This is a genomic window from Microbulbifer maximicatervae (SeqCode) (genome assembly GCF_052467385.1).
On sequence record NZ_CP174311.1, the window covers coordinates 330,063 to 344,594 of the forward strand.

Consider the following 14,532-nt stretch of genomic DNA (forward strand, 5'->3'; position numbering starts at 1 on the left):
TGGAAAATAAAAACCCGGCAGATGCCGGGTTTTTATTTTAAGTAAGGCTTACTTAGTAAGAGCTGGTGGTGTCCGGGCGCCCTACGCAGTAATAATCAAAGCCTGCCTCGCGCATTTCCTCTGGTTCGTACTGGTTGCGTCCGTCAAACACAACCGGGGCACTGAGAGCGCTGCTTACTTCATCGATATCAAGAGATTTGAACTGTTGCCATTCGGTCGCGACAATCAGGGCGTCGGCACCCTGTAAAGCCTCTGTCTTGGAGTCGCAAAGGGTCAGGTCTTCGCGATCGCCAAAAATTCGCTGACACTCCTCCATGGCCTCAGGGTCAAATGCCCGCACCTTCGCACCCTGCTCCCACAATCGAGCTAACAGCACACGGCTGGGGGCTTCGCGCATATCATCTGTATTGGGTTTGAATGACAGGCCCCAGAGCGCAAAAGTTTTGCCCTGAATATCTCCGTTAAAATGACGTTGTATTTTTTCGGCGAGATAGTGTTTCTGGCGCTCGTTGCGGGATTCCACGGCGGCGAGAATATCTGCAGCAATGCCCAGCTGTTGAGCCGAGGAAATCAGGGCTTTCACATCTTTCGGGAAACAGGAGCCACCGTAGCCGATACCTGCGTAGATAAACTGGTAGCCAACTCGTGGGTCTGAGCCGATTCCGGCCCGAACTGCTTCAATATCAGCGCCCACTTTATCGGCAATATTTGCCATTTCATTCATAAAGCTGATCTTGGTTGCCAGCATGCAGTTGGCGGCATACTTGGTCAGCTCTGCACTTTTTACGTCCATCACCAGGATTTTTTCGTGATTTCGGTTGAATGGTGCGTACAGGTGGCGAAGCTTCTGCTCTGATTCCTCTTCGGAGGTGCCAATAATAATTCGATCCGGGCGCATACAGTCATTGAGCGCCGACCCCTCCTTGAGGAATTCAGGGTTGGAAATAATATCGAATGGCAGATCAGACCGGTCCCGCTTGGTGAGTTCTTCCTCAACGGCAGCCCGCACCTTATCGGCAGTCCCCACGGGTACTGTGGACTTATTGATAATATATTTCTTGCACTCCATGTATTTGGCGATGGTTCTTGCAACAGTTAACACATGGCGAAGATCTGCTGAGCCGTCCTCATCTGGAGGGGTGCCCACAGCGATAAAGATCAGTTCACCGTGTTCTACGCCAAAGGCGGCATCGGTTGAAAAAGATAGATTGCCTGTGGTGATACTGTTCTTCACCATAGGCTCGAGGCCGGGCTCATAAATGGGGATAATGCCCTGTTTGAGACGATCGATCTTGTCCGCGTCTATATCGATACAAACTACTTTATTGCCAGCTTCAGCTAAGACTGCTGCTTGCACCAGGCCCACATAGCCGGTGCCAAATACGGTTACATTCATCAGTGTGACTCTATCTCTCAGCGGTTACTGTTTTTGAGGGTTACTTTCCTGGATAGTTTTAAAATGGCTCAAACCCCGCTCTTCAATGCTGCTTCGCGCCAGCAGGATAGCTAGGGGAATCCAGTAAAAGAACCAAATATAATTGGGCTTGGCCAAAGGTTGCTGGGCGTATGTCAGCATTGCCAATACACCGAATAGGAACCAGGTGAAGTACAAACCGGGAATCCAGCTCAGAAGCCTCTCTTTGGACCTCACTGTCCACAGGGCTGCGAGTCCTTGCCAGGCACAAGTGGCCACCCCCAATATTCCACTGAAGCGTGCGATATCCAGGAGGAAATTATGTGGATGGGGAACCATTCTGTTTAGCTCGATAAACTTTTTGTGCACTAGGCCTTGACCAAACAGTGGGGATTGCAGGAACTCTTCAAGTGTCTTTTGCCAGAGTGTCATGCGAACGGAATAGGCACTACCCCGGTGTAGAAGAGGCAGATCACCATACAGCGTAAAATAGGCTAGGGGCAGCACGCAAACTATGGCAACAACAACGAGAATCTTCAGCAGTCGTGAAAGGTTGCCGAATACAACCAAAAAGATTGAAAAGCCCGCCATAACAATCGGGACTTTGGTTTGTGACAAAACTATATAGATACAGGAGGTGAGTAAACCTGCTCCTGATAGCCAGCGCCAAATACGGGGTTCTTGGTAGAGACCGTAGCAGCAGAAAAGAGCGTGGAAGCCGAACAGCATTCCTGTTTTATCAATATTGCCCTCTAGAGATACACCTCCAATCCGACGCAGATCTTGTAGGCCCCCTTCAAGGGCATAAGCAATTAACGAAGCAATACCAGATAGCAGCCCAATCGCAATAAGTGCGAGTAACAGCTGATGGAGGATAGTGTCGCCATACTGTTCCAGTAGGAAGTAGGTCGCACAGTAAAATAGAGACAGGTATAACACCAATTTCCAATAGTAATCAGGTTGCCTGTAAACGTCAGCGGTGTCAGGTGAGGCCCACAGGGTTGACAGCGCTAGTATGATTGGGAGGCTGCAAAAGGTTATAAATTGCCAAGAGAACAGGAAGTGATAACTCTTTCTCCATGCCAACAGTAAAAAGGCTGTGGGTAGTAAAGTCAGGTAAAAGCTGGTTTGTATCCCTGAAACCTTAGGAAAAATATAGAAGCCACATACCAGCAGAAATAGTCCCAGAAAGGCCCATTTAAGCAGACCTGAAATCCACAATGAGCTTTGCTGACGGTAAACGGGTTGAGAAAGCTTTTTTAGAGTACTTCCAAGTTCAGGCATATGTGCAGCTATCGACCAAATAGAAAAGGTTGTGTTAGGTGTGCGGAAATAGGCTGTATGGTTGGGTACTATATAAAAGTCTGTTGTCCATGAGCGCTCGAAATTTGGTTTTTGGTGATAATTACGGGGCTCTACACAAAGTAAAAGCGGATATCTGTTTTGTTGAGCGCTTTAATAGGCCTCCTGAGGGCACGGATTTACAATGGCACTTACCGGGTACCCCGCTAACGCCTGAAGGGCAGTATACTGGATGTTTTGGGGCTCCCATAGCCTTGTCACAGTGGCCTCACTGACGGGGGCTAGGTACACTGCCTTATATTCCGGTGATTCAGTAGTTTAGGGGCCTATCTTGCAACTTACTATTTGGCGTTTTTTAGATGGCAACCGGGCCCATGAAAAGCAGAGCGCAGCTCTGATTGAAGGGTTGCGCAGGAGCTATATCGGGGAAGTGCAGGCTTTTGATATATCGCCAGAATATATAGCCAGCCGTATTCTCCTAAAAGCGGGAGAGGATCTGGAAGAGCTCCCCCCCCCCCACTTTCTGATTGGCACAGGTCGCCGCAGCCGACTACCGATGCTAGCTGCCCGTTGCCGGTTTGGTGGTCGCACGGTGGCAATTAACCGCCCTTTGTTACCCTACAGCTGGTTTGATTTTGCGGTCGTCCCCGAACACGATCGTCCGCCCCCTCTACCTAATGTGATTGTGAGTCAGGGTGCGCTGACGGAACCGCTCGAGAGCGATGTGCTGCAGCCCGGAAGGGGGCTTATTTTATTGGGTGGACCCAGCAAGCACTACAGTTGGGATACCCTCTCAATCCGAGAGCAGGTTGAGAAATTATTGGCTCACCCCTTGAGTTGGTGTATCTCTGACAGTCGGAGAACACCGGCGGGCACCATGGAGCAGCTGGAGAAAAGTCGTGTTGAGTTGGTTGACTGGCGCTCTTGTCCGGCGGGCTGGCTTCAGAAGCAGTTGTCGGAAGCGGAAACAATCTGGGTCACTGAGGACAGTATCTCTATGCTATTCGAGTCGTTACAAAGTCGGGCCCAAGTCGGTGTAATTCGGGTTCCGAGTCGCAGCAAGTCCAATAAGGTGCGTTCAGCGGTATTAAGACTTTTGGATCAAGGCTTGGTTAGTGAAAAACTCGAGCTGAAGGCGAGAGGCCAGCGTGAACCCCTGGATCAATACCTATTGTGCGCTCAAGCATTGTTGCGTCGATCAGGCTTGCCTAGCCGTTAGCGCTTGAGCCCCTCAGCTTCAAATTTTCGCCAGGGGGTTTCCTTATCGGAAATCTCCCATTCGACTCTCAGCCACATCCGCTCGATACGGCGACGGATATAGCGTTTCGCAAAGTAGCTGGAGACTTTTGGTAGGGGCAGAAAAGAAGCGCAACCCAGTCCATCTATCAGGTAGGTTTGCAGTTCGCCCTGCTCTTTTCGCAAGACCAGGTTGTGGGCAATCAGGTTTTTCGTGAGAACCTCATACTCAAGCAGCCACTCAGAAAAACGCTGTAAAGATGTACGTACCTCTACATTGAGACCGTATTTGTTCAGGTATTGGCGCAGGGTGGGCGCTGGATTTCCATCACTGTCCAGAATCATATCGGTGACAGCTGCGGGGCCTAGGTTGGTCTCCTGAATTCCATACCAGCGTGGTAGATGCTGCCAAAGCTCATCTCGATTATCGGCAAGCGCCCGTTGGCTGTAGCCTTCCAGCTCGCGAAGATTGTCGTCGAAATATGACTCTCCACGCCAAGTTTTATACCAGGGCGCCCGTCCCAGTAGTTCAGCCGTTCGCCCTGGTCGCATCACTTTGACACAGATTTCAGGCCGCTCCGGGTGTCGGTAGCAAAAGCGATTGCCTCCACTGGCAAAAGGCTCGCTTTGGCTCAAATTAATCACTCGGGTTCGCTCCGGTACGCTCTGTGAGTAGGCTTTTGTAGATTTCAATGGTGTGTTCGGCCTGTCTTCCCAAAGTGAAATCGGTAGATAGGTGAGGCTTCTGTTCAGGGCTGTCGAGCAGCTCTTGAGTACGCACGAATAAAGCTTTTGAATCATTGATATCAACTAGCCCTTGAGGGAAACAGGCATTTAGCGACTCTGCCGGGCCCCCAATGTTATAACCGATAATAGGTGTGCCAATCGCAGCGGACTCTATAACGGTTCTGCCAAATGGCTCGGGTCGACGTGATAGGTTATACACCAAACTGGACGCACTATACCAGTGGCGTATATCACTACGATGACCAACCAGGGTAAGGTGGTTCTCAAGCTTCATTGAGCGAATTTTTTGTTCCAATTCATCGGCATAGTGCTGCTTATTCTTCTCCGCTCCGCCGAGAATGATGCCGTGGACATCAGAACGGTTTTGGATTAGCTGATGAATTAGATCGATAAAGTCTTCTTGTCCCTTCCAGCGGGTCAGCCTGCCGGGTAAGAGGAGCCAGCGCTTGCCAACAAGCTGGGGGAAATCCTGGTGTACTTTTTGGTACCAGGACTCCGGTGGCTGTACATCAGGATTGAACTCATCTGTATCTACACCCCGATAAACGATCTGTGGGGGACGCTTTAGATCGTTTGCATAGTTCTCCAGTAAGTAGCTATTCACACACTCTGATATTGCGATTACCTGCTCGGTTTTCGCCATAATTGCACTGTATCGATTTATTGAGTAAAGGCCATGAGCCGTGCTGACAAGGCGGGGGCGCCCAGCGGAGTCAAGACTTCGCCAGGCAAGATAGGCTAGCCAAGCCGGAACCCTGGAACGCACATGGATGATGTCGGGCTTCTCACGAGAGATAATCTCTCGAAGTGGCCTGACCTGTAACAGGCTAAAGAAAGACTTCTTGTGGATTGGAAGTTCAATATGGGCTGAGCCTTCAGCTTTCAGTTGCTCGACCATGCTTCCCCCGCTGGAAACAACGATTGACTGATGACCGCCTGCTACCAGATAGCGGGCAAGATCAACGGTCCCCCTCTCAACCCCCCCAGAGTTCAGTGCGGGTAAAAGCTGCATAATTTTCATGGGGAGATATACCAGGGCTTATAAGAATAGTTTTTTGAATTAATTTGACTAATGGGTTGCGTTTTAGCAGGGAAGGTCAGGCACGAGCATATAAAATGGATCATAGATGCCCTGATAAAGCATTTGGCAAAAGTGGTATTATAGACAGGTCATTCTTAAGGGTATAGGCTGATTCTTTTTTAACCCAGCTCAGAAAGCTTATATCCGATTTGTTCTTGGCCGTAATCTGGAGTTTACATTGCACCCCTTGTTAGTGATCTGTATTTGTACTTATCAGCGACCAGAGCGGCTTCGCAGTTCTCTGCAAAGTCTGGCCAAGCTCCAGCTACCTACAGGCTTAAATGTGGCTGCACTGGTTGTCGATAATGATTCGGACACTCAGGCTGGTAGAGAAGTTGTGGAGGAGTTGTCGGGAAGCTTTCCCTTCTCCCTCAACTGTGCTGTAGAAGAGCGGCGGGGAATCCCTTGTGCACGCAATCGCTGTATCGATGAACTGGATAACATGGGGGCTGACTACCTGGTTTTCATTGATGATGATGAGTGGGTAGAGCCCGATTGGTTAATCCAGCTATATGATTACTCGCAAAAGCTGGGGGGCAGTAGCGTGGTTTGTGGCAGTGTTGTTCGGCGTTGGCCGGATTCTGTGCCTGCCTATTACTCACGTATTTTTTATCGACAGAAACGAAAGACTGGAGAACAGCTCAACTACTGTGCGACCAGCAATGTATTAATACCGATGAGCAGTACTCGCTCGTTAGGCCTGAGGTTTAATGAGCAGGATCCTCTTGGTGCCGGTACAGATGTGATTTTTTTCACAGAGTTTAAGGCCAAGGGCGGAAAGATTGTTTACTGCCTGGAGGCGAGGGTTTACGAAGCTGTGCCGGAGAGTCGCGCCAATATGCGTTGGTTGTCGCGTAGAAAATTCTCCGCTGGTATCACTCTGGCAAAGCATAAACTTGCCAAAGGTCGCGGTCATACCAGTATCTTTGTATCGGCTCTGGGGCAATTGTTGATCTCCAGCATAGGCTGTATTTTAGGATTGATTTTCGGTGGAAAGCGCTTGGGTTCTGGGCCTTGGCTCCGCGCCTGCCGTTCAGCCGGCATGGCTTGTGGTGTTTTTGGGGTGCGCTCTGAGTTTTACCGGGTGGTCGATCACTAATGGCCTGAGGCCTTCCTTACGGGGGTGTTTTACCTGGGAGAGATAACCGTCATCATTGCACTTTCTTTGGTGGCAATATTGATCTTTAGGTGATCCCTGCTTCATGCAAATATTTTATTCCTGGCTCTTCCGCCTGTTTTTACCTGTTGTCCTTCTACGTCTCTGGTGGAGAGGGCGTAGTCAGCCGGCCTATCGGTTGCGTTTAAGAGAGCGTCTGGGGCAGGTTCCAAAAAGGCACAGCCGTGCACCGTTAATCTGGGTCCATTCTGTATCTGTAGGGGAGACCCTAGCCGCCGTACCAGTTATCTCTAAATTGGCTGCGCGACATACAGACTGGCAGTGGCTGGTAACGACTACAACTCCAACCGGGTCTGAGCGGGTGAAGGAAGCCCTGCAGCCAATTCTTGGCGGCCGCTTACTTCACTATTACCTCCCCTATGATCTCCCTGAATGCCTGGTACCATTTCTCAATGCGCTTAGCCCGAGTGCATTGGTGATTATAGAGACTGAGCTTTGGCCCAACCTACTCAAGCTCTGCTCGAGCAGGAAGATCCCAATTTTATTGGCCAATGCACGTCTCAGTGAAAAATCTGCACGAGGTTACGGGCGTTTTCCCTCTTTGAGTCGAACAATGTTAAACAACCTGGATCGTGTTGTTGCGCAATATCCCGCGGATATGCAGCGGTTTGTCGATCTGGGATTACCAGAGGAAAAAGCAGTAGCCAACGGAAATATCAAGTTTGACCTCAGTATTGATATGGGACTGGCCAGTGAAGCCCAGGCGCTGGCGCACCAGTGGCGGGGGGAGTCTTCCAGGCCTATATGGCTGGCGGCTAGTACCCATGTGGGTGAGGATGAGGTGATCTTGGATGCCTTCTCTATTTTGAAGAGAGAAATTAAAGATCTATTACTCGTGTTGGTGCCCAGGCATCCACAGCGCTTTGATGGTGTTGCCCGCCTGTGTCGGGAGCGTGGCTTTGCCTTGGTTCGAAGGAGTGAAGGCACAGCCATTAAAGCTAGTGATGAGGTTATTCTGGGAGACACCATGGGGGAGTTGCTGCGCTTCTATGGGGCCAGTGATATTGCTTTTGTGGGAGGTAGCCTGGTCTCTGTTGGTGGCCACAATATGATTGAACCCGCTGCCTGGGGTGTACCAGTTATTTCCGGTCCCCACCTGCATAACTTTGCCACTGTATCCAGTTTGTTACAGGAGGCTGGAGCCATGGTTGTAGTCGAAGACAGTGAATCGATGGCTTCACAAGTTCAGGCTTGGCTGGAAGATGTGGGGCAAAGAAAAGCCGCCGGTCAGAGAGGGAAAAAAGTAGCTTCAGAAAATAGTGGTGCTTTGCAGCGCTTACTGGGCGAAGTGGAGCGGCTGGCTACACAAAATGAAGACCAGAGAGAGAATAAAAATCCTGCTCTCTGGTAGATGCGTATACGCAGTTACTTCGAAGGTGCTGGAAGACTGGTACCGCCAGTTTCCTCCACGCGAGAGACGTTACTTGCAGGGTTCAGCATCATATCCAGATCCTGAAGGTCTTTAGGGGATAAGAGTCCTGCAGCTTGCTTCAAGCTCAGTGAGTTTAGAATGTAGTCGTACAGCGAGTTGGCGTAGTCAGTTTGTGAGTCAAACAGGGTCCGCTGAGCCAGGAGCACATCTACAATATTTCGGGTGCCTACTTCGTATCCTGCCTGAGTGGCATCCAATGCACTCTTGGCAGAAACGACGGCTTGCTCTCGGGCCGCTACTCTCGATACATCGGTGACAACAGCGCGGTGCAGGGTGCGCGTGGTTTGTATGGTATCTCTCTCTGCAAGGACGCTAAGGTCCTGGGCCTGGAAGGCTTGGTTTCTAGCCTGGCGACGGTTGGCACTGAGAAGGCCACCAGTAAAGATGGGCACATTTACAGTTACCCCTGCACTTGTTCCCCATTGGTCAATATCTTGCGGGTAACGTACAAATTGGCTGCCCGTTATGTCGCTGAATCGATTTTTCTCGTTACCATCTTGAGTGAGTTTATTATAAGAAAGCGAGCCAGTGACTGTGGGTAGGTGTTCACTGGCTTCCGCTCGCGCGTTATAGCGGGCGGCATCGGCGCCAAGTCGTGCAGCTTTAAGGACAAAGTTGTTGGCGAGGGCAAACTCAACCCAATCGGCGCGATCTGAAGGCACCGGCGGAGCTACCTGGAAGTCATCTACCAGAGGAGCTACTTGATCATGGTAGCCTCCGGTCAATACTGATAGGGCATCAAAGTTACTGAGGAGGTTGTCTTGAGCTGTTAAACGCCGGGCAACGGAACTGTCATAGGCAGCCTGGGAGTCGTAGACATCAGTAATTGCTGTTAGACCGACTTCAAAGCGCTGTTGCGTCTGTTCCAGCTGTTTAGCCAGGGCTTGTTCTTCGGCAGCAGCTGCCTCGAGGACGTCATAAGCACGCAATACATCAAAGTAGGCGGTGGCGACACGAATCATCATTTCTTGCTGGTTAGCACTGAATTCTGCTGTCGCCTGCTCTGTTAATCTCTTGCCCTGTTGATAATCGAACCAGGCTGGGGCGTCAAAAATAGCCTGGGTCAGGTTGGCACTATAGGTTCTTTCCTGTAAGGAATTGCTAGTTTGGCTTCTAAAATCCACTAGTTCGACATCATTGTCGTCGTCATTATCAGTCAAATCCAGTAACTGAGCAGAATTCCGGCTGCTATCAGAGTGAGTTCTAGCGGCTTCGAAAGTAGCATTAACCTGAGGAAGCAGGAATGCGCGGAACTGATATTTGGCCTCGATACCCGCGTGGTAAGCGGCGCGATCAGCTGCTAATTGAGGATCATTCTCCAGGGCCTGTGTATAGATATCCCACAGGGTGTCGGCTTGCGCCTGCATGGCGCCCAGGCCCAGCAGCGTAGCGGCGATTAGTTTTTTCAGCGGACGCAACTTGCGGCCTTGCGGCTCTGTGCGGTTACTTCTTTTCATCTGTTTCGACTTCCTGTGGAGGGTACGGTCTTCAAGCTTTTGCAAGTTATTTGGAGCTGGTGTCATGTAGTGGGGATTTAGAGGGCTCCAGCTTGCGGTTATTACTAATATTGCCAGTCTCCCCAATAGCAGTCGCGAGAGTTTACCCGGGGTCAAACCGACCGTCGAGACGGCAATCGGCTTTTTGCTATATCTTCGTTAAACCGACACCTATGTGCGTTTATCGGTAATTTCTTGGCAATAACTAGGGCCCATTGAATAAGGTTGAGGGCCTATATTTCAATAGACGCGCCTCATAAGCATTTGGATGCGGCAAAAATTGTGCAGAATAAGGCAAGGACTGACTGTCCATGAATGAGGAGCGCAACGCAGTGCTGACCAATTGGCAGAGGGTCTGTCACGAATGCGATCTACTTTTAACCGGCGGCTTGGCGCCTCCGGGACAAAAGCTAATTTGCCCACGATGTCGCTGTACTTTGCATCGCAATGGCAATCATAGTATTTACTACACTCTGGCTCTCAGTCTAACCGGCCTATTACTGTTCATTCCCTCTGTTAGCTTGCCGTTGCTCGACTTTTCCCTGTTCTCATTTGGTGCAGAAAGTACCTTGCTTAATGGCGTTTACTCTCTTTTCAAGGCAGGGTTTATTTGGCTCTCGGCGCTGGTGCTTTTCTGTAGCGTTTTGGCTCCGGTAGGTAAATTCGCCCTGTTGTTATTTATTTGTTGGGGCAGTGCTTGGGCCTGGCTTGACCGACCGGTATCCAATGCTGTTCGTTTTTACCAGCACGTAAAAGAGTGGGGCATGCTCGATGTCTATATGCTCGGAATTTTGGTGGCCCTGATTAAATTACGGGATTTGGGCAAGATGGAGGTAGAACCGGGGCTGTACTGTTTTGGTGCCATGATGCTACTGGCAAATCTCTCTTCCCTGAGTTTTGACCAAACAGCAATTTGGCACCGCTTAGCACAGCGTCGTGCGCTTAAGGGACAAGCTTGTGAATAGCGTACCAAATAAAGGTTTAAAAAAAGGCTTAACCAGCTGCCTGTGCTGTCATCAATTAATTATTCTTCCCCAAAATGGTCGTTGCCGATGTCCGCGCTGTGGAGCGAGAGTACACAGCAGAATCGAAGGAAGCTTGATGTTAACTTGGGCTCTGACGATTACTGGCACTTTATTGCTTTTACCTGCCAATGTGTTACCGATAATGACAGTAGTTTATTTAGGTGCCGGTGACCCCAGCACCATCATTAGCGGGGTCATGCAACTCTATAACTCGGGAATGTGGGGAATAGCTTTAATTGTCTTTGTTGCCAGTATTGCAGTTCCTGTGATGAAGCTACTGGGATTGGGATTGCTCCTGATCCAAATTCAGTTGCGCCTGTCCTTCGACCCCATTCAGTCCATGAAAATATATCGAGTAGTTTCCGGCATCGGGCGCTGGTCACTCTTAGACTTATTTATGATTTCAATTTTGGTGTCGCTAGTGGATATGGGATTTATTTCCCAGGTAACTGCTGGAGCTGGTGCTACGGCTTTTGCCTCTGTGGTAGTGGTGACCATGTTGGCGGCACGAACTTTCGATTCCCGTTTAATTTGGGATGCCTATGACGGAGATTTATATGAGTCTGCAGTAGAGCCAGAAACGGCTCATAGGAGCGCCGCAGAAAATGGCTGATGAGCTGCCCCCGCAGGATACGAGTGATGCGTCTCGCTTGGATGGAGGTGCTCAGCGGGGAGTAGTGCGCGCAAGCAGGGGATTACCCCTAGTGTGGATTTTACCTTTGATCGCGGGGCTGATTGCTCTCTGGTTGCTATATCAGGATTTGTCAGAGGGAGACGTTAAAGCCACTATTTTATTTCATTCTGGCGACGGCCTGGTAAAAGGAAAAACGGTGGTCAAATATTCCGGGGTCGATATTGGTATGGTCCAGGATGTGCGCCTTGTACCTAATGCGAAAGAGCTGAATGGAGCCGATGGCGTTCTGGCCGAAGTTAGTTTAAATCGCAGTGCAGAATATTTATTGGTAGAGGGCACTGAGTTTTGGGTAGTAAAACCCGAGTTATCTATTACCGGTATTAGCGGTTTGGAAACTCTACTTTCAGGCAATTACATTGCCGTTGAATCAGGTAGTGGAAAGCGCAAGCGCAACTTTGTTGCCCTGGATCAGCCTCCTGCATTTATCCGTGGGGATGGTTTACGTGTTGTTTTGCAGTCCCGTCGTTTGGGCTCTTTAAGTCGAGGATCGCCAGTATATTATCGTCAGTTGCGAGTCGGTCAGGTAGCGGATTACCGTTTGGATCGAAACGGAACTGAAGTCAGTATCGAATTATTTATTCGTCGGGAATATGCCTATCTGGTTCATCGGGGCAGCCGCTTTTGGAATAGTTCGGGGATCTCTATCGAAGGCGGTATTAGCGGTATCAGTGTCAATTTAGAATCCCTGGCAGCACTTTTTGCCGGAGGCGTAAGTTTTTATACCCCGGAAAATCAACGTCAGTCTCCACTCGCTGTAAATGGTAGTGAGTTTGAGTTATATAAAAATTTTGCCGCAGCAGATGCGGGAATTCCAGTGACATTAAATTTCGATCAGGGGGTGAATGTTACTCCGGATTCTACGAAGGTTTACTACCAGGGCATACAGGTAGGCGAAGTCAGTGGGACCAAGGCAAACCGCCGTTTGAATGGTATGGAAGTCAAAGTTCTGATGGATCCGACAACGGATGAATTGCTCACCGAAAATACACGTTTTTGGCTAGCCCCCCCGAGCTTCGATTTTACTGGCGGACTAAACGATTTAATCCAAGGTAATCGCATAGAAGTAGATTTGCGCAAAGGACAGCGCTCCCAGCGCAATTTCACTGCGCGAACCTCTGCGCCACCGATGGACCCCCGTGTGCCGGGGCTGCATTTACGCCTCACTTCACGCAATCCCGGGTCTTTGCAGCGGGGCGCGCCGGTTTATTTTCGCCGTATAGAGGTAGGAAAAGTGCAGGGAATGGAATTGCGTAGGGATGGCGAGGGGGTAGAAGTTTATGTGGTGATAGAGCCCCGCTATACCCACTTTGTGCAGGAAGGCGTTCGGTTCTGGAATGTGAGCGGATTGCGGGCTACAGCAAGCTTGACCGAAGGGGTGGAAGTGGAGGCAGATTCGCTGATGTCACTTCTGCGCGGCGGTATCGCCTTTGGCATACGCCGGGAAGACCTTGGAAAAGGCGGGCAGGCAAAAAATGGAGACCAGTTCCCTCTTTTCAGCAGTCGGGAAGCGGCTATGGAGGGGGGAATACAAATTCAAGTCAGCCTTGTCAGTGCCGAGGGGCTGAGAGTTGGAGCACCGTTGCGCTACCGCGGGGTACAAGTTGGAGAGATTACTCGCCTGAGACTCGATCGCTCTTTGGGCGAGGTGTGGGCCAGGGCCAAGCTTTATCATCGCGGAGAGCAGTTTGCTCGGGAGGGCACACGTATATGGGTGGTTTCCCCGCAAATTAGCATCGATAAGATTGCCCATTTGGATACCCTGATTACAGGGCGCTACCTGGCGCTTGAGCCTGGCTTAGGAGATCCACAGACAAAGTTTTACGCTTTGGAACAGGCACCGGAAGAGGATCTTGCAGAAACTTTTACTCGCCCTGGACTGGGAATTATCCTGGATGCTGCGAGGCGAGGATCTCTGGTAACAGGGAGTCCGGTTTATTATCGTCAGGTAAAAGTGGGAGAGGTTACAGGTTTTTCCTTGGGGGAGTATGCTGATCGAGTGTATATCTATGTTCATATCGAACCCCAATACCAGCCCCTGGTGCGAGAGCACACGGTGTTTTGGAATGCCAGTGGCGTCGATGTGAATTTCGGCCTGAAAAGTGGGCTTAATATCAACACAGAATCGGCTCAGGCCCTGTTACAGGGGGGGATCGCATTTGCCACGCCAGAAGCCCCTTTTATGGGATTTGAAGTGGAGTCGGGCAGCCATTTCCCTCTCTACCCGAAAGCTGAACCCAAGTGGTATACCTGGAGTCCTAAGATAGAACTTTACGGCACGGTCGAACCAGTAAAATAAGTACGGGAATGTAGGAGTTTTTATGCGCTATTTATTAACAGGCTTGCTGAGTATCTTGGTATTGGCGGGTTGCCAGGAGATACAGGTTGAAAAAGCCGCTACCGGGGAGCCACCGGTTGCCTTTGCCACGTATAAATGGGGGGTAGCGCCGTTGAGTGGCTCAGAAGATGCCTCTGCCCAGCTGGTGGAGTTGGATGAAGAAATGCGCGATACCGTTGCCGCAGAGTTACAGCAACGAGGATATCGCCAAGTCTCCCAGGACCAGGATGCGGATATGGTGGTGGATTACCAGGTTGCAGTAGTCGATGAGTTTTTCTCCGGTGATACCCGGGATCCCAGCTGGGACAAACAGTTTGATAGCAATGCTCCACAGGATGTAGTGGAACTACCGCCCCTGACAGATGCCCCCTTGGTGATTATGAGTGTGGGTATTGGGCGCCCGGGCGGGGCTGTGATTTGGGGGGGGAGAGCCAGCGAATTGTTAACACGCCCCGATAGTATTGAGCAGCGTCAACGACTGATCGCCAATGGGGTTAGCGCTCTTTTGCGGGATTTGCCCCCGGCCTATCAATAAGTACGATTTGGCACGAAATGAAAAATACGATTTAGCAGCCACCGGGTATTCGGTGGCT

12 protein-coding genes are annotated in these 14,532 nt (G+C 50.3%); 7 read left to right on the top strand and 5 right to left on the bottom strand.

Annotated features, from left to right (window positions below; genetic code table 11):
* Positions 1–52: 52 nt before the first annotated feature.
* Both ACJJIR_RS01540 and ACJJIR_RS01545 read right to left on the bottom strand, forming a co-directional pair.
* The gene (locus tag ACJJIR_RS01540; RefSeq protein WP_444907073.1) at positions 53–1,396 is read right to left on the bottom strand and encodes a UDP-glucose dehydrogenase family protein; all 1,344 of its coding nucleotides are present in this window, start codon (positions 1,394–1,396) and stop codon (positions 53–55) included.
* 24 nt (positions 1,397–1,420) lie between these two features.
* Positions 1,421–2,353 (bottom strand): O-antigen ligase family protein, encoded by a 933-nt coding sequence (locus ACJJIR_RS01545; protein WP_444907074.1) that lies wholly within the window; start codon positions 2,351–2,353, stop codon positions 1,421–1,423.
* A 694-nt stretch (positions 2,354–3,047) separates the two neighbouring features.
* On the opposite strand from ACJJIR_RS01545, the gene ACJJIR_RS01550 reads away from it, so the two are divergent.
* Entirely contained in the window at positions 3,048–3,935 is an 888-nt protein-coding gene (locus ACJJIR_RS01550) for an ELM1/GtrOC1 family putative glycosyltransferase (protein WP_444907075.1), read from the top strand.
* Here the strand turns inward: ACJJIR_RS01550 and ACJJIR_RS01555 are convergent.
* Both ACJJIR_RS01555 and ACJJIR_RS01560 read right to left on the bottom strand, forming a co-directional pair.
* The gene (locus ACJJIR_RS01555) at positions 3,932–4,597 is read right to left on the bottom strand and encodes a YrbL family protein (RefSeq protein WP_444907076.1); all 666 of its coding nucleotides are present in this window, start codon (positions 4,595–4,597) and stop codon (positions 3,932–3,934) included. The genes ACJJIR_RS01550 and ACJJIR_RS01555 overlap by 4 nt on opposite strands.
* A complete protein-coding gene (locus ACJJIR_RS01560) occupies positions 4,590–5,720 on the bottom strand; it encodes a glycosyltransferase family 4 protein (protein WP_444907077.1) in 1,131 nt (376 codons plus the stop codon). Before ACJJIR_RS01560 ends, ACJJIR_RS01555 begins: the two co-directional genes overlap by 8 nt.
* Before the next feature lie 238 nt (positions 5,721–5,958).
* On the opposite strand from ACJJIR_RS01560, the gene ACJJIR_RS01565 reads away from it, so the two are divergent.
* Positions 5,959–6,879 carry a glycosyltransferase family 2 protein gene (locus ACJJIR_RS01565; protein ID WP_444907078.1) on the top strand — a complete coding sequence of 307 codons (921 nt, stop codon included), beginning with the start codon at positions 5,959–5,961 and terminating at the stop codon, positions 6,877–6,879.
* A 103-nt stretch (positions 6,880–6,982) separates the two neighbouring features.
* Positions 6,983–8,308, top strand: coding sequence for a lipid IV(A) 3-deoxy-D-manno-octulosonic acid transferase (waaA, locus tag ACJJIR_RS01570; protein ID WP_444907079.1), 1,326 nt, complete (start codon positions 6,983–6,985; stop codon positions 8,306–8,308).
* A gap of 14 nt (positions 8,309–8,322) precedes the next feature.
* On the opposite strand, the gene ACJJIR_RS01575 is transcribed toward waaA, so the two are convergent.
* Positions 8,323–9,846 (bottom strand): TolC family outer membrane protein, encoded by a 1,524-nt coding sequence (locus tag ACJJIR_RS01575; RefSeq protein WP_413663552.1) that lies wholly within the window; start codon positions 9,844–9,846, stop codon positions 8,323–8,325.
* A 350-nt stretch (positions 9,847–10,196) separates the two neighbouring features.
* Here ACJJIR_RS01575 and ACJJIR_RS01580 point away from each other — a divergent pair, with 350 nt between their 5' ends.
* From ACJJIR_RS01580 to ACJJIR_RS01595, 4 genes are all read left to right on the top strand, one after another.
* Positions 10,197–10,850: a paraquat-inducible protein A gene (locus tag ACJJIR_RS01580; RefSeq protein ID WP_444907080.1), complete on the top strand. Its 654-nt coding sequence runs from the start codon at positions 10,197–10,199 to the stop codon at positions 10,848–10,850.
* Positions 10,851–10,986: 136 nt separating this feature from the next.
* Entirely contained in the window at positions 10,987–11,523 is a 537-nt protein-coding gene (locus ACJJIR_RS01585) for a paraquat-inducible protein A (RefSeq protein ID WP_413663550.1), read from the top strand.
* A complete protein-coding gene (locus ACJJIR_RS01590) occupies positions 11,516–13,900 on the top strand; it encodes a PqiB family protein (RefSeq protein ID WP_444907081.1) in 2,385 nt (794 codons plus the stop codon). Before ACJJIR_RS01585 ends, ACJJIR_RS01590 begins: the two co-directional genes overlap by 8 nt.
* 22 nt (positions 13,901–13,922) lie before the next feature.
* Positions 13,923–14,474, top strand: a complete 552-nt coding sequence (locus ACJJIR_RS01595; RefSeq protein ID WP_413663548.1) for a DUF4136 domain-containing protein — start codon at positions 13,923–13,925, stop codon at positions 14,472–14,474.
* Positions 14,475–14,532: the final 58 nt, after the last annotated feature.

Bases quoted from the DNA above. Each gene is read 5' to 3' on its own strand.
- ACJJIR_RS01585 (WP_413663550.1), top strand. From the start codon at position 10,987: ATGTTAACTTGGGCTCTGACGATTACTGGCACTTTATTGCTTTTACCT.
- ACJJIR_RS01580 (WP_444907080.1), top strand. From the start codon at position 10,197: ATGAATGAGGAGCGCAACGCAGTGCTGACCAATTGGCAGAGGGTCTGT.
- waaA (WP_444907079.1), top strand. From the start codon at position 6,983: ATGCAAATATTTTATTCCTGGCTCTTCCGCCTGTTTTTACCTGTTGTC.
- ACJJIR_RS01575 (WP_413663552.1), bottom strand. From the start codon at position 9,846: ATGAAAAGAAGTAACCGCACAGAGCCGCAAGGCCGCAAGTTGCGTCCG.
- ACJJIR_RS01560 (WP_444907077.1), bottom strand. From the start codon at position 5,720: ATGAAAATTATGCAGCTTTTACCCGCACTGAACTCTGGGGGGGTTGAG.
- ACJJIR_RS01595 (WP_413663548.1), top strand. From the start codon at position 13,923: ATGCGCTATTTATTAACAGGCTTGCTGAGTATCTTGGTATTGGCGGGT.
- ACJJIR_RS01540 (WP_444907073.1), bottom strand. From the start codon at position 1,396: ATGAATGTAACCGTATTTGGCACCGGCTATGTGGGCCTGGTGCAAGCA.
- ACJJIR_RS01590 (WP_444907081.1), top strand. From the start codon at position 11,516: ATGGCTGATGAGCTGCCCCCGCAGGATACGAGTGATGCGTCTCGCTTG.